Genomic DNA, 18,525 nt, shown 5'->3' on the forward strand with positions numbered 1-18,525 from the left:
GGCGTCGGTGACGCCTGTATGACGGTCGAGCCGGGCACCGGGTTACGCGCTGTCCGGAACGCGACCGCCCCGACGCCGCGCCGCCCGCGCCCCGGCATCCCGGCTGCGGATCGCGAGCGTGCCGGCCGGGACGACGGCGGGTGGCCCGCCCGTGCGGGATCATGGGGGACCCGGCGGAGGGAGTGCGATGGCCTACCTGTTCCTGCTGACCGCGATCGGTGCCGAGGTGGCCGGCACCAGCCTGCTCAAGGCGACGCAGGGGTTCACCCGGCTCTGGCCCACGGTCGGGCTGGCCGTGGCCTACCTGACGGCCTTCGGCATGCTGGCGCTGGCGGTCCGGGACATCCCGGTGGGGGTGGCGTACGCGGTGTGGTCCGGGCTCGGCACCGCCGCGATCGTCGCCGTCGGCGCGGCCTTCCTCGGTGAGCCGCTGAGCCTGACGAAGGTGGTCGGGGTGGGCCTGATCATCGGGGGAGTGGTCGTGCTCAACCTCGGTGGGGCGCACTGAGCCGGCCGCCCCGTCGCGGGGGGCGGCCGGCTGTGGCGCGGCTGCTAGCGGCGGCCGGCGGAATGCCTGTGCATCACCTGCCGCCCCCGTACGAACGCCAGCACGATCACCGCCAGCAGCGCGACGAGGCCGATGATGGCCAGCCAACGGACCGCCTCCAGCAGCAGCCCGAGCAGGATGAGCGCGCCGCCGACGACACCGACGACCCAGAGCATGGCCCGCATGTCCACCTCCCGTGACTCACTGACCGGGCAGCCTTCCCGTTCCGGGCCGCCGTATGCCCCCCAAGGTCACGGGGAGCGGGGTCAGTGCGGGTCGGGCCGCCGGTGGGCGACGTAGACGGTGTTGGCGGACTCCCCGCCGGTCAGCGGGTTGGCGAACGGGACGACGTGCGCCTGCCAGGTGGTGAACACCTCGGCCAGGACCCGGCCGAACGCGTCGTCCGGCGGATCGTCCGACCAGAGCGCGAACACCCCGTCGGGCAGCAGCAGGTCGGCCAGCCGGCGCAGTCCCTCGGGCGTGTAGAAGGCGGCGTGGCTGGGGTGCAGCACGTTACGCGGTGAGTGGTCGACGTCGAGCAGCACCGCGTGGAACCGGCGGCCCGGCTGGTCCGGGTCGAAACCGCTGCCGTCGGCGACCGCGGCGAAGAAGTCCGCCCGGACGAACCGGGTCCGGGGGTCCGGGGCGAGACCGGCGGCGAAGGGCAGCAACTGCCGGCGGTGCCAGTCGATGACGTCCTCGATCGTCTCCACCACCAGCACCGAACGCACCCGGGTGTCCTCCAGCGCGGTACGGGCCGTGTAGCCGAGGCCGAGACCGCCCACCACCACGTCGAGCGGCCCGTCGCCCAACGGGGCCAGCCCCAGCCGGGCCAGTTCGATCTCGGCGACCGGGAAGAGGCTGGACATCAGGTACTCGTCGTCGAGCTTCACCTCGTAGACGTCGACGTCGAGCGCGGGTTCCCGCCGCCGGCGCAGGCTGATGGCGCCGATCGGGGTCTCCCGCCAGGCCAGTTCCTCGAATCGCACGCCCACCCGGCCGTCCCTCCACCGTCGTCGTGCCGGGATGCTACCGGGACGACCGGTTCGCCCGCGGTAGCGGCACGCGGCGGCACGGGTCGGACGGCACGGGAAGGCGTCGCGGGGCGGTGGCGGCCCCCGGCGGGCCACCACGCAGGGCCACGGGACGTCGACGCAGCGCATATCCTGTCCGCCGAGGACTCGCGGAAGGGACGCCATGCCGTCGCGGCAGGACCAGCTCCACTCCTACCAGTTCACCGTGCAGCGGGCCGTCGCCGCCCTGGTCATGCGGGAGACCGACCCGGCACGGTCGCCGTTTCGCCGACTGGCGGGTGCCGGGCTGGCCAGCGTCCTGGTGGCGGCGATCGGGCTGGGCGGCTCCGCCCTCTACGGCCTGTTCGTCGGCGGCGGGTCGACGTGGCGCGACACCGGCGCGGTGATCGTCGAGAAGGAGTCCGGGGCCCGGTTCGTCTACCGCGACGGCCGGCTGCACCCGGTGCTCAACTACGCCTCCGCGCTGCTGATCGTCGGCGCGGACCGGTCCCGGACGGTGCTGGTGTCCCGCCGCTCCATCGAGGGGGTGCCGCGCGGGCTGCCGCTGGGCATCGCCGACGCCCCGGACTCGCTGCCGGCCGCCGGGCGGCTGTCCACCGCGCCGTGGACGGTCTGTTCGCGGGAGCCGGCCGACGCGGCGCGCGCAGTACCCCGTTCGGCGCTGCTGATCGGCCGGGAGGCGACCGGCGGGCGACGGCTCACCGAGGAGGCGGTGCTGGTCCGGCACCCCGACGGCGGACTGCACCTGATCTGGCACCAGCGTCGGCACCTGCTACGCGACACCGCCCGGGTGCTCGCCGCGCTGGCGACCACCCGGGAACGCGCGGTCCCCGCCGCCCCGGCCCTGCTCAACGCCCTGCCCGCGGGCGTCGACCTGGCCCCGCCGGCGCTGGCCGGGCTGGGCGAGCCGTCGTCCGGGGTCGCCGACGCCACGGTCGGCGACGTCTTCCTGGTCCGCAACTCCGGCGGCGGCCGGCAGTACGCGGTCGCCGGGCGCGACGGCCTGGCCGGCATCACCGAACTCCAGGCGGCCCTGCTGATGGCCCGCACCGGTCAGGACGAGCCGACCCCGATCAGCCTGGGCAGGTTCGCCGCCTCGCCCAAGCTGCCCGACCTGGTCCCGACCGGGCCGACCGCGCCGCCACCGGCCCCGCCCCGCCTGGCCGGCGTCGACGGCGGCGCGCTCTGCGCCCGGATCGGCGACGACGGCACGGTCGGCGAGGTACGCGTCGACCCGGTCGTGCCGGATCTCACCGCCGCCCGCAGCACCGACGCCGCGGGTGGGGTACGCGCCGACCAGGTGCTGGTGGAGCCGGGGCGCGGTGCGGTGGTCGAGTCGGTGGCCGCGCCGGGCGCCGACGGTGGGGCGGTGTCGGTGGTGACCGACCTGGGCCGGCGCTACGTGCTCGCCGACGAGGGGGTGCTCGGCATGCTCGGCTACCAGGGGGTCACCCCGGTCCGGCTCCCCGCCGGCCTGGTCAGCCTCGTTCCCGCCGGCAGCACCCTCGATCCGGCCGCCGCGCGGGCGGTCGCCGCCCCGTCCTGACCGGCACCGTCCGGCCCGCTCCCCGGGGAGGTGGGTCAGTCGGTGGGGCGGCGCAGCAGGCTGACGGCGAAGTCCGCCTCGTCCCGCCAGGGGCGCAGGTCCCAGGTGGCGAAGCGCTGTTCGAGCCGCAGGCCGGCGGCGGCCAGGTCGCTGTCGAAGTGGTCGAGCCGGTAGCCCCGGTCGAGGCCGAAACCGACAAGCACCACCCCGTCGGGGCGCAGGTGGGCGGCGATCCGGGTCAGCACGGCGGGTTCGGTGCCGGCGGCGACGAAGGCCATCACGTTGCCGGCCACCACGGCGGCGTCGAACGGCTCCGCCTCGCCGTCGGCGGCGAGGTCGAGCGTGGCGAGGTCGGCGACCAGCCAGCGGGGCCCGGGATGGTCGGTGCGGGCCGCCTCGACCAGGGCGGGGTCGGCGTCGACCCCGACCACCCGGTGTCCGCGCGCGGCGAGCGCGGCACCGACCCGTCCGGTGCCGCAGCCGGCGTCCAGGATGCGCGAGCCGGGGGCCACGACCGCGTCGACCAGGCGGGCCTCACCGGCCAGGTCGGCCCCCTCGGCGGCGAGCCGCCGGAACCGGTCGATGTACCACTGGGAGTGCTCGGGGCCGGTCTCGGTCGCCCACCGGGTCGGGTTGGTCATGCCGCCACCGTAACCGGCCGGCCCGGCGTGCCGCGGCGTCCCACGGCAGCGCCCACCGTGCCGTGCCCGGGGACCCGGAGCGGGACGCGGGCCGGTCGCGGCGGGGCTCAGGGCAGCCGGGCCACCGTGACGAACTCGTTGTAGGTGAAGACCTTGCCCATCGACCGGGGGAACGGGAAGGAGTACTGCCTGACCACCGTCATGCCGAGATCCCGGGCGGCCTGCGCGGCCTCGTCGAACCCGACGAACCGGACGTGGGTCGCGTCGCTGGCGTACCCCCGCTCCTGCGGGGTGATGAAGACCGCCGTGCCCCCGGAGCGCAGGAACGGCAGGTAGCTGGAGATGACCTCCAGGGCCGCCTCGGCGGGCAGGTGCTCCAGCAGGTGGGCGGCGAGCAGCGCGTCGAAGGCGCCGGGCCGGGCGTGCGGGGACTGGTGGAACTCCTCGATCGTGTACGCCTCCAGCCCGGCGGCCCGCGCGTGCGCCACGGAGGTGGGGTTGTGGTCCACCCCGACCGCGCCCTCGCCCAGGTTGGCCAGGTTACGGCCGAGGCCGCAGCCGACGTCGAGGGTGCGGCCCAGGTCGAGTCGCTGGAGGTTCCACCGGTAGGGCGCCTGCACGTCGAGCACCTGCTTCCAGCGCGCGCCACCGAGGCGTTGCAACCGCTGGGTGTAGTCCTCGCCCTCGGTGCCCGCCGCGGTGTCCTGCTCTGCTCGACTCATCGCCGGCCTCTCTGCCCGTCGCGGAAACGTCGCCACCCGGCGCGCGTGCGGAGGCACGCCGCCGGCCGTCGGGTGTCCGCGCCGACGCGGACACCCGACAGATGCTACGGACCCGGGCGGACATCGTCAGCCCCCACGGGCGGCGGGTCGGCCCTGGTGACACAGGGTGGTACAGGTGTCGACCCTGGGTGCCCGCCGGGGTCGGGAGGGCCCGTCGGCGGCGTCGGCGTGGCCCCCGGGCCGGGCGACGCCGGCCGGGGTGACGCCGTTGCCGGAGGTCAGGCGACGCCGGCCCGGGTGACGCCGCCGGCCCGCAGCGCGGCCAGCGGTGCGTCGTCGACCGCGTAGCCGAGCGCGTCGACCACCTCGACCACCCCGCTGACCTGGGCGCTGAGGCGCAGCGCCAGGTGCACGGTGGACCAGCGGTCGAGCTGGCCGGTGAGGGTGACCACACCGCCGTGCACGGTCACGTCGACCGTGCCGTCGGGCACCCCGAGCACCCGGCGCAGCACGTCGGTGACGACGTCGCGGCGGATGTCGGCGTCCGGCCGCAGGTGGACCCGCAGCAGGTCGCCCCGGGTGACGATGCCGACGAGGCGGCCCAGGTCGTCGACGACGGGCAGCCGCTTGACGCCCCGCCGGTCCATGGTCCGGGCGGCCTGTGCCAGGGTCGCGCCGGGGGAGACGGTGACCGCCGGTGCGGTCATCAGGTCCCCGGCCAGGGTCGCGGCGGCCTTGGCCCAGGCGGTGCGGGTCCGGCGACCGGGGAGGATCCGCCGCTCGTGCGGCTGCCCGAGCCGTTCCACCTTGTGCAGCAGGTCGGCCTGGGAGACCACGCCGAGCACCCGCCGGGCGTCGTCGACCACCGGCACCGCCGTGACGTGCCGGGCGGTGAGCAGGTCCACCACCGTCCGGTAGCCGGTGTCCTCGTCCACCGTGAGCACGTCGACCGTCATCACGTCCTGCACCTGCCACGTCCGCATGGCGTCCTCCTCGGTCCCGCCTGCGACGCTAGGCGGCGGGCGGGGCGCGGGGCAGGGGCGCAGGACCGGATCGGGGCGGGCCGGAGGTCCCGGGTCGTCGGGCGACCCTAGAATGGCGGGGGCGTACGGCTGCGGCAACCCACCTGACCTGGCGTTAAGGTGCCGTCCATGATGGAAAAAAGCCGGTTTGCAAGCCCTTTCACCGCAAAATTACTTGTCGGTAGACACTTAGGCTGAAACTCCTTTTCGCGCTAGGGGGATGATCGGCCGATTTTCGCCGTCCGATCTTCAGGGGGTGGTGGGCCCTTCGGTCCGACTCCGATCGATGATCTTTCCTCGGCCGGATGTCGTCCTATTCTGCTTCCATTGTGAAGTCCTGGGGGGGATCATGATCACAATTGGCTGTTCCTGCGCGGCTGCCCACAGTGGAGCCGAGCCGATCCGCTGACATGGCGCAACCGACGATCATCCAACAGTTCGCCGAGGTCTCGGCCACCCGTACCGACCACCCGGCGATCCTCGGCGAGACCCACGAGGTCAGCTACGCCGCCCTGGCCGCCACCGCCGGCGGGCACGCCGTCGCGCTCGTCGCGGCCGGCGTCCGCCCCGGCGACCGGGTCGCCCTGCTCACCGGGCACGGCACCGCCACCATCGCCGCCGTCCTCGGCACCCTCGCCGCCGGTGGCGTGTACGTGCCGCTGGACCCCGGCTTCCCGGCCGACCGGCTCCGGCACATGCTCGCCGCCGCCGACGTGCGCGTCGTCGCCTGCGTCCCCGACCACCGCGACCTCGCCGACGCCCTGTGCGCCACCCGACCCGGCACCGCCGTGGTGGTCCTCGACCCGACCGCCACCGCCGCGCTGCGCCCCCTCCCGGTCGACCCCGACAGCCCGGCCTACGTGCTGTTCACCTCCGGCTCCACCGGCACCCCCAAGGCCGTCGCGCAGACCCACCGCAACCTGCGGCACGTCGTCGACAACCAGATCCGCACCCTGGCGATCGGCCCGGCCGACCGGCTCAGCCTGCTCGCCTCGTTCAGCTTCGACGCGGCCATCCCCGACCTCTACCCGGCGCTGCTCACCGGGGCCGCCGTCGTCCCGGTCGACCTGCGGCGGCACGGCCTGGCGTACGCCGTCGGGCAGCTCGCCCGGCACCGGGTCACCGTCTACCACTCCACCCCGACGGTCTACCGGTTCCTGCTCGACACCCTCGGCGAGCGGCGGCTGGACAGCATCCGGGTGGTGCTGCTCGGCGGCGAGCAGGCCACCCACGCCGACGCCGCCCGGGGCCGGGACCGGTTCGCCCCGGGATGCGTGCTGGTCAACGGCTACGGCGCCACCGAGATGACGTTCGCCGCCCGGTACGCGCTGCCGCTGGCCGACGCCGACCCGACCCGCACCGGCCCGCTGCCGGTCGGCACGGCGCTGCCCGGCTACACGCTGCGGCTCACCGACTCCGGTGAGATCGTGGTGCGCAGCCCGCACCTCGCCCCCGGCTACCTCGGCCAGCACAGCGACCGGTTCGGCGTCGACCCCGACGGGACGCCCACCTACGCCACCGGCGACCTGGGCGCGTGGCTGCCCGGCGGGGACCTGGTCTGCCTCGGCCGGCTCGACCGCCAGGTCAAGGTCCGTGGATTCCGGGTCGAGCTGACCGAGGTCGAGGCCGTACTCGCCGCGCAGCCAGGCGTCGCCGCCGTCCGCGCCATCGCCCGCGACGGGGCACTGCTCGCGTACGCCGTGCCGGCCGACGGCGACCTCGACCCGGCGGCGCTGCGTGCCGCCCTCGCCCGACAGCTGCCCGACTATGCGCTGCCCCGCGCCGTGCTGGTTCTCGACGCGTTCCCGCTCACCGTCACCGGCAAGATCGACGAACTGGCGCTGCCCGACCCGCCCTGGGCGGTACCCGCCGGACAGGAGCCGGCCACCGACACCGAGCGGGCCGTGCACGACATCTGGTGCGCGGTGCTCGGCCGCGACGCCGTCGGCCGGCAGGAGAGCTTCTTCGACGCCGGTGGGCAGTCCCTCCTGCTCGGCCAGGTGCAGCAGCGCATCGCCGACCGGTTCGGCACGACGCTGCCCATGGTGCGGCTGTTCGCCCATCCGACGATCGCCGCCCAGGCCCGGCTGCTCGACCCGGGCGTCGACGGCCCGCCGGCCGGGACGACGCGCACCGGGCCGCTCCCCGCGCCGACACTGCCCACCCCGACCGCGCCGCCGGTCGCCGCCCGCGAGTACACCGGCGACGAGATCGTGGTGGTGGGGCTCGCCGGCCGGTTCCCCGGCGCACCCGACGCCGCCACCTTCTGGTGGAACGTCTGCGCCGGCGTCGACTCGGTGCACGACCACTCCGACGCCGAGCTGACCGCCCTGGGCATCGGGCCCCGGCTGCGCGCCGACCCCCGGCACGTGCGGGCCACCGGCCGGCTCGACGGGGTCACCGACTTCGACGCCGAGTTCTTCGCCATGGGCGACGAGGAGGCCGCCCGCACCGACCCCCAGCACCGGCTCTTCCTGGAGACCGCGTGGGAGGCGCTGGAGGACGCCGGGCACGACCCGACCCGCTTCCCCGGCCTGGTCGGCGTCTACTCCGCCACCTCCGCCAACCGCTACTTCCTGTTCCACCTGATGGACAACCCGGCAGTGGTCGGTGACGTCGACCCGGACGACTGGGAGGCCAGGCTGATCGGCCGGCAGGCCACCGACCACCTGCCCGGTCAGGTGGCGTACCGGCTCGGGTTGACCGGGCCGGCGGTGGCCGTGCAGAGCGCCTGCTCCAGCTCCCTGGTCGCGGTCTGCGTCGCCGCCCAGAGCCTCGCCGACTACCAGTGCGACATCGCCCTCGCCGGCGGGGTCAACGTCACCTGGCCCCGCTACCGGGCCACCCCCGGCGGGCTGGCCTCCCCCGACGGCCGCTGCCGTGCCTTCGACGAGGCCGCCGAGGGTTCCGGCTTCGGCTCCGGGGTCGGCGTGGTCGCGCTGCGCCGGCTCGCCGACGCCCAGGCCGACGGGGACCGGATCTACGCCGTCCTGCCCGGCTGGGCGGTCACCAACGACGGCCCCGACCGGGCCGGCTTCGCGGTGCCCGGCCCCGCCGGCCAGGCCGCCGCCGTCGCGAACGCCCTGGCCGCCGCCGAGGTCGCCCCCGGCGAGGTCCGCTTCATCGAGGCCCACGGCAGCGGTACGCCGCTGGGCGACGCCATCGAGGTCGCCGCCCTGCACGAGGTGTACGGCGGGGCCGCCCCCGCCGAGTCCTGCGCGCTCGGCGCGGTCAAGACCAACATCGGTCACCTCGACGCCGGTGCCGGCATCGCCGGGCTGATCAAGACGGTGCTCGCCGTCCAGCACGGGGTGATCCCGCCGAACCTGCACTTCACCCGCCCGCACCCGGAGATCGACCTGGCCGGCGGCCCGTTCTACGTGCCCACCAAGGCGCGGGACTGGCCGGACGCGCCCCGCCGGGTGGCCGGGGTCAGCGCGTTCGGGCTCGGCGGCACCAACGCGCACGTGGTCGTGGAGCAGCCGCCACCTGCCGTACCGGCCGAGCCGTCGCCCCCACGGGCCTGGTTGCTGCCGGTGTCGGCGCGTACCCCGCAGGCGTTGCGGGCGGCGTTGGCCCGGCTGCGGCACCACCTGGCCGGCGTCGGACCGGCGCTGCCCGAGGTGGCCGCCACTCTGGCGCTGGGCCGGCGGTCCTTCGCCCGGCGGGCCGCCGTCGTCGCGTCCGACCTGGCCGGGGCGGTCGCCGGACTGGACGAACTGCTCGCCACCGACGCCACCGTGGCCGGTGCGCCGGGGGCGCTGCGTGACCTGGCCGTCGGCTGGGTGGCCGGCCGCGACGTCGACTGGGCCGCGCTGCACCCCGAGGGCGCCGTCCGGCGCACCGGACTGCCCGGCTACCCCTTCCAGCGCCGGCGGCACTGGATCGACCCACCGCAGAGAGGCGCACGGTGAACTGGTTCGTCTCGCCCGGAAGCCGACCCCAGGCACCGGCGCAGTTGTTCTGCCTGCCGTACGCCGGGGGCGGAGCCAGCGCGTTCCGCCGCTGGCAGGCAGCGGCCGGCCCGGACGTGGAGGTGCTGCCGGTGCAGCTGCCCGGCCGGGAGAACCGGATCGGCGACGACCCGGACTTCACCGTCGCGGAACTGGCCACCGTCATCGCCGACCGGGCCGACCGCCCGTACGCGGTCTACGGGCACTCGATGGGCGGCCGGCTCGGCTTCGAGGTGGTGCGGGAGCTGCGCCGGACCGGCCGGGAACTGCCGGTGCGGCTGTACGTCGGCGGCGCGCGCGCCCCGCACGTCACCGCCGCGAGCTTCTTCGACGGGCTGTCCCGGGTGGACGACGACGAACTGCTGCGCCGGCTCGCCGCCGGCGGGGGCCTGCCCGACGGCCTGCTGGACCACCCGGAACTGGTGGAACTGCTGCTGCCGTTGCTGCGCGCCGACTTCGGCCGGGTCGACAGCTACCGGTACCTGCCCGAGGCGCCGCTGCCGGTGCCGGTGGTGGCGTTCGCCGGGCGGGACGACCGGGCGGTCAGCCGGGAGCAGAGCGCCGCCTGGGCCGAGCACACCGCCGCCGGCTTCACCCTGCACGAACTCGACGGCGGCCACTTCTTCCTGCACGACCGGCTGCCCGAGCTGCTGCGGCTGATCCGTGCCGACCTGACCGCCGCCGTCGACAGCCGCATCCCCGCCGACGCGGCCCCCGCCCCTGCCTGCGCCGACGCGGCCCCGGCCGCCGACCGGGCCTCGGCTGTCGACCCGGCTCCGGCTGTCGACCCGGCTCCGGCCGGGACCGGCGGACACCGGGTGCCGCTGGGCGACACCGGCTGGTCGGTGTGGCGCGACGCGATCCTGCGCGGCACCGGCTTCCCCGCCGACGGGCTGACCCGCTTCGCCGCGCCGCAGGTCGCCGCGGCCGCCGACGACCTGCTCGACGGCGACGCCCCAGCGGACCGGTTCGACAAGGAGTTCACCGAGGCCGTCCGCGCCGCCGCGCACCGGTGCAGCGAACTGGCCGCCGACCCGCTGCTGCGGGAGGCGGTCACCTGGCAGAACCGGGGCGCGCTGGTCGCCCTGGACGGGCTGGCCCGCAGCGGCGGCGACGCGGCCCGCAACGTGCGTCGCCGCGACCGCGAGCGGGCGCTGCTCAAGTACTGGCAGCGCTACGCCGGCAAGAACGAGACGGTCGGCTTCTTCGGACCGAGCTGCTGGGTCACCGTCGACCCGCGACAGCCGGAGGTGGCCCGGGTCGAGCACGGCGCGGCGCTGACCCGTCGCCGGTGGGTCTGGTTCGAGTCGTGGGCGCTGTCGGCCTACGCCGACCGGATCGGCACCGACCCGGCGGTCCGCCGCTGGTGGCCGCCCCGGCTCTGCGCCCAGCTCAGCGTCCGGGACCGGGAGGTGTGGCGGCCCGGCCGGCCGCCGGTCCCGCTGTCCCCGGTGGAGGCCGCGCTGCTCGCCGCCGTCGACGGCCACCGGCCGGCGTACGACCTGGTGGCCGACCCGGCCGTCGGGCTGCGCCGGCCCGAGGACGGCTACGCCCTGCTGGACCGCCTGGTGGCCCGGGAACTGCTCACCTGGGACGCCGCCCTGCCGGTCAGCCCCGACGCCGAGGCGGTGCTCTCCACCCGGATCGCCGCGATCGGTGACGAACCCGCCCGGCTGGCCGCACAGGCCGGCTGGGACCGGCTGCGGGCGGCCCGCGACGCCGTCGCCGCGGCCGCCGGCGACCCCGACCGGCTACGGGTCGCCCTCGACGAACTGGACGACACCTTCACCGCGCTGACCGGGGCCGCCCCCCGCCGCCGGGAAGGCCAGATGTACGCCGGCCGGACCATCTGTTACGAGGACACCAGCCGCGACCTCGACGCGGTCTTCGGCGCGCCCCTGCTGGCCGACCTCGCCGCCCCGCTCGACGTGCTGCTGCGCGCCGCGCGTTGGCTGGTACAGGCGCTGGCGCAGGCGTACGACGCGGTGTTCCGCTCGCTCTACGAGGAGCTGCGCGCCGAGGCCGGCGACGGCCCGGTCGCCCTGTCCGACCTGTGGTTCCTGGTCCAGGGCCTGTTCTGGGGCGAGGGGGAGCGGCCGGTCGACGCGGTGGCCGCCGAGTTCGCGGGCCGCTGGGCCGGACTGTTCGGGTTGGACACCCGACCCGCCGACGCCGGGCCGGTCCGGCTGCGGGTCGCCGACCTCGCCGACCGGGTCGACGCGACCTTCCCCGCCACCCGACCGACCTGGTCCAACGCCCTGCTGCACAGCCCCGACCTGCAGATCTGCGCCACCGACGTGGACGCCCTGCGGCGCGGGGAGTACACCGTCGTGCTGGGCGAACTGCACGCCGGCTGGTCGTCGTTCGACTGCTCGGTGTTCACCCCCGCGCACCCGGACGTCGAGCGGCTGCGCGCCGCGCTCGCCGAGGACCTCGGCGCCCGGCGGGTCCGGCTGCTGTTCCCGACCGACTGGCCGCGCCGGACCAGTCGTACCGCCGAGGCGCTGACCGGCCCGACCGACCGGCACCTGACGTTCCTGCCGGCGCCCGGCGGCGACCCGGCCCGGCTGCTGCCCACGGTGGACCTCACCGTCACCGACGAGCGGGGCGACCTGGTCGCGACCGCCACCGACGGTCAGCGCTGGCCGCTGGTGGAGATCTTCGCCGAACTGCTCAGCGCGCACGCCGTCGACGGGTTCAAGCTGGTCGCCGCCGCCCCCCGCACGCCCCGGATCGTGCTGGACAACCTGGTGGTGGCCCGCGAGACGTGGCGGACCACCGTCGGTGAGTGCGGGTTCGCCGACGCGCGCGGGGAACGCGACCGCTACCTCGCCGTCCGGGCCTGGCGGCGGCAGTTGGGCCTGCCCGAGCAGGTGTACGTGAAGCTCGGCACCGAGACCAAGCCCTGCTTCGTCGACCTGAGCAGCCCCGCCTTCGCCAACATGCTCTGCGCCATGGTCCGGGCCGCCCGGGTCGACGGCGGCGACGCGGTCTCCCTGGTGGTCAGCGAGATGCTGCCCACCCCCGACCAGGCGTGGGTGCCCGACGCCGCCGGCCGGCGCTACTTCAGCGAGCTGCGGTTGCAGATCGTCGACGCCCCCGCCGGGGAGGCCACCCGATGAGCCACCTGGTACCCCTGGGCGGCACCGGCTGGTCGGTGTGGCGGGACGTGGTGCTGCGCAGCGCCGGCTTCCCCGCCGCCGGGCTCGACCGGTTCGCCGCCCCCGGCGCGGCCGCCGCCGCCGACGGTGTGCTCGCCGGGGAGGTCCCGCCGGAGGTCTTCGGCAAGGTCCTCGGCGCGGCCTTCCTGGAGTCCTCGACGGCCGCCGGGGAGATCGCCGCCGACCCGCTGCTGCGGGAGGCGATCACCTGGCAGAACCCGGACATGCTGGCGGCGTTGGACGGGCTGCTGCGCACCGACCCGGCGGTGCGCAACGTCCGCCGCCGCAAGCGCGAGTCGAGCCTGCTGCGCTACTGGCAGCGGTACTGCGGCAAGGCCGAGACGATCGGCTTCTTCGGCCCGGTCTGCTGGGGCGTGTTCGACCCCGCCCACCCGGGCGTCGAGCTGCGTCCCGGCCCGGCCCTGGTCACCCGCCGGCAGGTGTTCTTCGAGGCGTGGGCGCTGACCGAGTACGCCGACCGGCTCGCCGACGACCTCGCCGTACGCCGGTGGTGGGCCCCGATGCGGCAACCGCACCTGACCGTCGAGGACCGCCGGCTGCGCCGGCCCCTGCACCCGCCGATCGCGCTGACCGCCACCGAGGCCCGGCTGCTGGCCGACTGCGACGGCCGGACCCCCGCCGTCGAACTGGTCCGGCGGCTGCACGCCGACGGGCTGGTGCACCGCGTCGACGACGGCTACCTGCTGCTGGACCGGTGGGTCGAGCGGGGACACCTCTCCTGGGGGGCCAACCTGCCGGTCAGCCCGGACGCCGAACGGGTGCTCGCCGACCGGATCGCCGCGATCGGCGACGACACGGCCCGCGCCGGGGCCGCCGCCGGGTTCGACCGGCTGCGGACCGCCCGCGACGAGGTCGCCGCCGCCGCCGGTGACCCGGACCGGCTCGCCGCCGCGCTGGCCGCCCTCAACGCCGAGTTCACCGCCGTCACCGGCCGGCCCGCCACCCGCCACCGTGGCCAGATGTACGCCGGCCGCACGGTCTGCTACGAGGACTCCGCCCGGGACCTGGAGTTCCGCCTCGGCGCGCCGGTCCTCGACGCGCTGGCCGCCCCGCTGGCGGTGGTGTTGCAGGCCGCCCGCTGGCTGACCACCGAGATCGGCGTCGGGGTCACCGCCCTGCTGGCCGAACTGCACGACGAACTGGCCGCCGACGGGCCGGTCCGGCTGGCCGACATCTGGTCGCTGGCCCAGGGCACGCTTGTCGCCCCGCACGGGCCGGTCGCCACCGCGGGGGCCGAACTCACCGAGCGGTGGGCGCGGCTGTTCGGCCTGCGGGACCTGCCGGCCGACTGCGTCGAGCTGCGGCTGTCCGCCGCCGACCTGGCCGGGCAGGTGCACACCGTCTTCCCCGCCGACCGGCCCGGCTGGCCGTCGGCCCGGCTGCACAACCCCGACGTGCAGATCGCCGCCGCCTCCCCGCAGGCGCTCGCGCGGGGGGAGTTCCTGCTGGTCCTCGGCGAGCTGCACCCGGCCGCGATCGCGTTCGACAGCGCGGTGCTCAGCATGTTCCACCCCGACCCGGCGGCGCTGCGGGCGGACTTCGACACCGACCTCGGCCCGACCCGGCTGCGGGTGCTGTGGCCGGAGAGCTTCCCCCGGCGGGCCACCCGCACCACCTACGGACTGCCCGCGCCCACCGACCGTGAGCTGGGCATCGACACCGCGCAGGGGGCGGATGTCGACCGGCTGGTGGCGTCCACCGCCGTCACCGTCGGCTACGACGGCGACGAGCTGGTCGCGGTCTTCCCCGACGGTGCCCGCTGGCCACTGGTGGAGGTCTTCGCCCAGGTCCTCGGCGCGCTGATGCTGGACGCGTTCAAGCTGCTCGACCCGGCCCCGCACACGCCCCGGATCATCATCGACCGGCTGGTGGTGGCCCGCCGCACCTGGCGGACCACGGTGGGGTCCAGCGGCCTGGCCGGGCACCCCGACGAGACGGCCCGCTACCTCGCGGTGCGCCGCTTCCGGGCCGAAGCCGACCTGCCCGAGCGGGTGTTCGTCAAGGTCGGCACCGAGGTCAAGCCCTGCTACGTCGACCTGACCGGCCCGCTGTACGCCCAGTCGCTGTGCGCCATGGTCGACGCCGCCGCCCGGACCGGCCCGGACGTCCCGCTGGTCGTCACCGAGCTGCTGCCCACCCCGGCCGACACCTGGGTGCCCGACGCGGCGGGTCGGGGCCACGTCAGCGAACTGCGCCTGCTGATCACCGACCCGGCCACCTATCCGGGCGTCGAACCCGCCAGCCACCGGGGAGCCGACCCCGCCACCGTACGGGGAGTGCAGTGACCGACATCCTGACCGTCAGCGCCGTCGCCGGGCAGGCACTGCCCTGGCCGGACGGCACGCTCGCCGACCTGATCGTCGACCGGGCGGCCCGCTGCCCGGACGCGGTGGCGGTGCGCCAGTGGGACGACCGGCTCACCTACCGGGAGCTGGTCGGCCGGGCGGCCGGCCTGGCCGCCGCGCTGCGGGCCCGCGGGGTGGGCCGGCAGACCCGGGTGGGCATCTGCGCCCACCGCCGCCCCGACCTCGTGGTCGACGTCCTCGGCGTGCTGCTCGCCGGGGGCTGCTACGTGCCGCTGGAGCCCGGTGGCCCCCGGCAGCGGCTGCGGGAGATCGCCGCCGACGCCGGGGTGACGGTCGTGGTCGGCGACGCGGCGGCAGTCGAGTTCGCCGACACCCCCGGCGTCGAGGTGGTCACCGCCACCGGCCCGGCCCCGCTGGCGCCCTGCCCGGCGCGGGCCGGCGACCCGGCGTACGTGCTGTTCACCTCGGGCTCCACCGGACGGCCCAAGGGGGTGCTGACCACCCACCGCAACGTGGTGGAGTTCGTCACCGGCTGCGCCGCGCTCAGCGACGCCGACGCCGGGGTCCGCAGCCTCGGCATCGCCTCGCTCGGCTTCGACGCGGCCAGCATCGACCTGTTCGTCCCGCTGCTGCTCGGCGGCAGCGTGCAACTGCTCGGCGGCGACGACCGCTCCGATGCGGACCGGCTGGCCCGGTTCATCGTCGCCCACGACGTGAACTGGGGTTTCATCACCCCGACCGTGCTGTCCATGCTGGACCCGGCCCGGGTGCCCGGCTGGCGCACGGTGCTCTGCGGCGGCGAGGCCGTCCCCGCCGACCTGGTCGCCCGCTGGGCGCCGGGACGACGGCTGCTCAACGGCTACGGCCCCACCGAGACCACCGTGCTGGCGGTCAGCGGCGACCTGACCGCCGCCGACACCGACCCGGTGCCGATCGGGCTGCCCCTGCCCAACCACCGCGCGTACGTGGTGGACGAGGCGCTGCGGGCGGTGCCGCCGGGGCAGACCGGTGAGCTGCTGATCGGCGGGCCGGGGCTGGCCGACGGCTACCTCAACCGGCCCGGCCTGACCGCCGACCGGTTCGTCCCCGACCCGTTCTCCGGGCTGCCCGGCGAGCGGCTCTACCGCACCGGCGACCTCGTCCGGCAGGCCGACGACGGGCGGATCGTCTACCTCGGCCGGGCCGACCGGCAGGTCAAGATCCGGGGCCAGCGGATCGAACTGGGCGAGGTGGAGGCCGGGCTGGCCGCCGTGCCCGGCGTCGACCGGGTGGCCGTGGAGGCGGTGCCCGGCCCGGCCGGGACCGAACTGGTCGCCTTCCTCACCCCGGCCACCGCGCCCGACGACGACGCCGTCCGGGCGTACGCCGGGGGGCGGTTGACCGCCGCGATGCTGCCGGCGCGGCTGCTGCGCCGCGACGACCTGCCGGTCAGCGCCACCACCGGCAAGCTGGACCGGCCGGCGCTGCGCGCGCTGGCCGACGCCGCCCTGACCGCCGCCCGCGCCGACGGGCCGACCGACGAGCCGACCGACCCGGTCGAGCGGGCCGTGCGACGGGCCTGGACCCGGCTGCTCGGCGCGGCGCCCACCCCGGACACCGACTTCCTCGTCGCCGGCGGCAACTCCATCGCCGCGATGCGGCTGGTCGCCGCGCTCCGCGCCGAACTGGGCCGGCACGTCGACACCCGGGACGTGCTGGCCGGGCGTACCCCGGCCGCGCTGGCCGCCCGGCTGCGGGCCGCCGCGCCCGCCGACGCCGACGGGCTGACCACCGGCAACCCGCCGACGCTGTCCCCGCCGCAGCGCCGGCTGTGGTTCGTCGACCAGCTCGCCCCCTCCAGCGCCCCCTACAACATCGCCGTCGCGCACCGGCTGCGCGGCCCGCTTCACACCGGGGCGCTCGGCGCGGCGCTGCGGGCCGTGGCCACCCGGCACGACGTGTTGCGCTGGCGCATCCCGCAGACCGCCGGGGTGCCCTACGCGGTGTGCGAGGAACCGACCGACGTGGCGGTGCCGGTGGTCGACCTGACCGGCCGCGTCGACGCCGAGGCCGAACTGGCCGGGATGCTCGCCGCCGGTGCCGCGCACGCGTTCGACCTGGCCACCGGCCCACCCTGGCAGGTGACCGTCTACCGGCTCGGCCCCGACGAGCACGTGCTGGCGATGACCATGCACCACGCGGTCTTCGACGGCTGGTCCGAGGCGGTCCTCTACGCCGACCTGGCCACCGGGTACGCGCACGCCGTCGCCGGCACGTCGCCGGCCCTGCCGCCGCTCACCGCCTCGTACGCCGACTACGCGGTGTGGCGCGACGAGCGGGACCGCCGGCAGGGCCCCGCCGACCTCACCTGGTGGGCGGAGCACCTGCGGGGCGTGCCGACCGTGCTGGACCTGCCCCGCGACCGTCCCCGCCCGGCCGTGCAGACGTACGCGGGCGCGGAGGCGGCGGTGACGCTGACCGCCACCGCCGACCGGGCGGTGCGGGACCTGGCCGAGCGGCGCGGCAGCACCGTCGCGGCGGTGCTGCTGGCCGGGTTCGCCGAGCTGCTGCGCCGGCTCACCGGCGGCGACGACCACGTGGTCGGTGCGATCGTCGCCGACCGCCGGCTGGCCGCCTTCGACGACGTGGTCGGCTTCTTCATCGACACCGTGCCGGTGCGGCTGCGCACCGGCCCCGACGGCACGGCCGGCGGCACCGGCGGGGTCGGGTTCGCCGAACTGGTCGACAGGTGCGCCGCCGAACTGCACGAGGCGACCGCCCACCCGGGCGCGCCGCTGGAGAAGCTCGTCGAGACCCTCGGCGTGGGCCGGGACACCTCCCGGGCACCGCTGGTGCAGGTGCTGTTCAACGTGCTCAACTTCACCGCGCCCCGGCTGACGCTGACCGGGCTGACCGCCGAGGCGCTGCCGGTGCCCAAGCCCGGCTCCCCGTTCGACGTCACCGTCTACGTGGTGCAGCGCGACGGCCGGTGCGGGGTGGACGTGGTCTACAACCCGGACCTGTTCGACGCCGACCGGATCGACGCGCTCCTGGCCGACCTCGCCGACCTGGTCGGCGCGCTCGCCGCCGACCCCGACACCCCGGCCGACGCGGTCGCCGTGGCACTGCCCCGGCCGACCGTACGGGTGGCGGCGCTGGGTGCGATGACCGTGGCCGCCGCCGCACCGGCCCCGGTCGCGCCGGTGCCGACCGGGCCGGACGAGCTGACCGAGACCGAGGAGCTGATCGCCGGCATCTGGCGGCAGGTGCTGGAACGCGACCGGGTCGGGGTCGCCGACAACTTCTTCGACATCGGCGGGCACTCGCTGGCCTTGGCGGCGGTGCACGCCCGGCTCACCGCCGCGACCGGCCGGTCGATCACCATGCTCGACCTGTTCCGGCACCCCACCGTCCGGGCGCTCGCCGCCAGCCTCGACGGGGCCGCCGACCGACCCGAGTTGGCCCGCGCCGCGTTGCGTGCCGCCGCCCGGCGCGGCCGGACCCGTCGTACCCCGCCACCCCGCCGACCGCACCAACCGTGACGACGCCTCCCTCCCCACCGCCCGCGGGCGGCACCTCGCGACAAAGGACAA

General features: G+C 76.2%; 11 protein-coding genes. 6 read left to right on the top strand and 5 right to left on the bottom strand.

All coding sequences use genetic code 11. From position 1 onward, the window contains the following. Positions 1 to 187 precede the first annotated feature (187 nt). The gene (locus B5D80_RS25045) at positions 188 to 508 is read left to right on the top strand and encodes a DMT family transporter (RefSeq protein WP_088646400.1); all 321 of its coding nucleotides are present in this window, start codon (positions 188 to 190) and stop codon (positions 506 to 508) included. A gap of 44 nt (positions 509 to 552) precedes the next feature. Here B5D80_RS25045 and B5D80_RS25050 read toward each other — a convergent pair whose 3' ends face one another. Both B5D80_RS25050 and B5D80_RS25055 read right to left on the bottom strand, forming a co-directional pair. Beyond that, the gene (locus B5D80_RS25050) at positions 553 to 732 is read right to left on the bottom strand and encodes a hypothetical protein (RefSeq protein ID WP_088646401.1); all 180 of its coding nucleotides are present in this window, start codon (positions 730 to 732) and stop codon (positions 553 to 555) included. Positions 733 to 813: 81 nt separating this feature from the next. Further along, the gene (locus B5D80_RS25055; protein ID WP_088646402.1) at positions 814 to 1,542 is read right to left on the bottom strand and encodes a polyamine aminopropyltransferase; all 729 of its coding nucleotides are present in this window, start codon (positions 1,540 to 1,542) and stop codon (positions 814 to 816) included. A 202-nt stretch (positions 1,543 to 1,744) separates the two neighbouring features. Here B5D80_RS25055 and eccB point away from each other — a divergent pair, with 202 nt between their 5' ends. Beyond that, positions 1,745 to 3,127, top strand: coding sequence for a type VII secretion protein EccB (eccB, locus tag B5D80_RS25060; protein WP_088646403.1), 1,383 nt, complete (start codon positions 1,745 to 1,747; stop codon positions 3,125 to 3,127). Positions 3,128 to 3,162: 35 nt separating this feature from the next. Here the strand turns inward: eccB and B5D80_RS25065 are convergent, their stop codons facing one another. From B5D80_RS25065 to B5D80_RS25075, 3 genes are all read right to left on the bottom strand, one after another. After that, positions 3,163 to 3,768, bottom strand: coding sequence for a class I SAM-dependent methyltransferase (locus tag B5D80_RS25065; RefSeq protein ID WP_088646404.1), 606 nt, complete (start codon positions 3,766 to 3,768; stop codon positions 3,163 to 3,165). Between the two features lie 107 nt (positions 3,769 to 3,875). Continuing rightward, entirely contained in the window at positions 3,876 to 4,490 is a 615-nt protein-coding gene (locus tag B5D80_RS25070) for a methyltransferase domain-containing protein (RefSeq protein ID WP_088646405.1), read from the bottom strand. 278 nt (positions 4,491 to 4,768) lie between these two features. Beyond that, a complete protein-coding gene (locus B5D80_RS25075; protein ID WP_088646406.1) occupies positions 4,769 to 5,473 on the bottom strand; it encodes a CBS domain-containing protein in 705 nt (234 codons plus the stop codon). A gap of 449 nt (positions 5,474 to 5,922) precedes the next feature. Here B5D80_RS25075 and B5D80_RS25080 point away from each other — a divergent pair, with 449 nt between their 5' ends. Genes B5D80_RS25080 through B5D80_RS25095 form a run of 4 tightly spaced genes read left to right on the top strand, consistent with a single transcriptional unit; the run spans position 5,923 to position 18,474 of the window. Further along, positions 5,923 to 9,426: an AMP-binding protein gene (locus tag B5D80_RS25080; RefSeq protein WP_088646407.1), complete on the top strand. Its 3,504-nt coding sequence runs from the start codon at positions 5,923 to 5,925 to the stop codon at positions 9,424 to 9,426. Continuing rightward, entirely contained in the window at positions 9,423 to 12,587 is a 3,165-nt protein-coding gene (locus tag B5D80_RS25085; protein WP_088646408.1) for a thioesterase domain-containing protein, read from the top strand. Before B5D80_RS25080 ends, B5D80_RS25085 begins: the two co-directional genes overlap by 4 nt. Continuing rightward, the gene (locus B5D80_RS25090) at positions 12,584 to 14,932 is read left to right on the top strand and encodes a lantibiotic dehydratase (protein ID WP_088646409.1); all 2,349 of its coding nucleotides are present in this window, start codon (positions 12,584 to 12,586) and stop codon (positions 14,930 to 14,932) included. The genes B5D80_RS25085 and B5D80_RS25090 overlap by 4 nt, the downstream gene beginning before the upstream one ends. Next, the gene (locus B5D80_RS25095; protein ID WP_088646410.1) at positions 14,929 to 18,474 is read left to right on the top strand and encodes a non-ribosomal peptide synthetase; all 3,546 of its coding nucleotides are present in this window, start codon (positions 14,929 to 14,931) and stop codon (positions 18,472 to 18,474) included. The genes B5D80_RS25090 and B5D80_RS25095 overlap by 4 nt, the downstream gene beginning before the upstream one ends. Positions 18,475 to 18,525: the final 51 nt, after the last annotated feature.

Source organism: Micromonospora wenchangensis (genome assembly GCF_002210435.1).
GTDB lineage: Bacteria > Actinomycetota > Actinomycetes > Mycobacteriales > Micromonosporaceae > Micromonospora > Micromonospora wenchangensis.

Coding starts and splice junctions, on each gene's coding strand:
- B5D80_RS25090 (WP_088646409.1), top strand. CDS start 12,584: ATGAGCCACCTGGTACCCCTGGGCGGCACCGGCTGGTCGGTGTGGCGG.
- B5D80_RS25075 (WP_088646406.1), bottom strand. CDS start 5,473: ATGCGGACGTGGCAGGTGCAGGACGTGATGACGGTCGACGTGCTCACG.
- B5D80_RS25070 (WP_088646405.1), bottom strand. CDS start 4,490: ATGAGTCGAGCAGAGCAGGACACCGCGGCGGGCACCGAGGGCGAGGAC.
- eccB (WP_088646403.1), top strand. CDS start 1,745: ATGCCGTCGCGGCAGGACCAGCTCCACTCCTACCAGTTCACCGTGCAG.
- B5D80_RS25045 (WP_088646400.1), top strand. CDS start 188: ATGGCCTACCTGTTCCTGCTGACCGCGATCGGTGCCGAGGTGGCCGGC.
- B5D80_RS25080 (WP_088646407.1), top strand. CDS start 5,923: ATGGCGCAACCGACGATCATCCAACAGTTCGCCGAGGTCTCGGCCACC.
- B5D80_RS25065 (WP_088646404.1), bottom strand. CDS start 3,768: ATGACCAACCCGACCCGGTGGGCGACCGAGACCGGCCCCGAGCACTCC.
- B5D80_RS25050 (WP_088646401.1), bottom strand. CDS start 732: ATGCGGGCCATGCTCTGGGTCGTCGGTGTCGTCGGCGGCGCGCTCATC.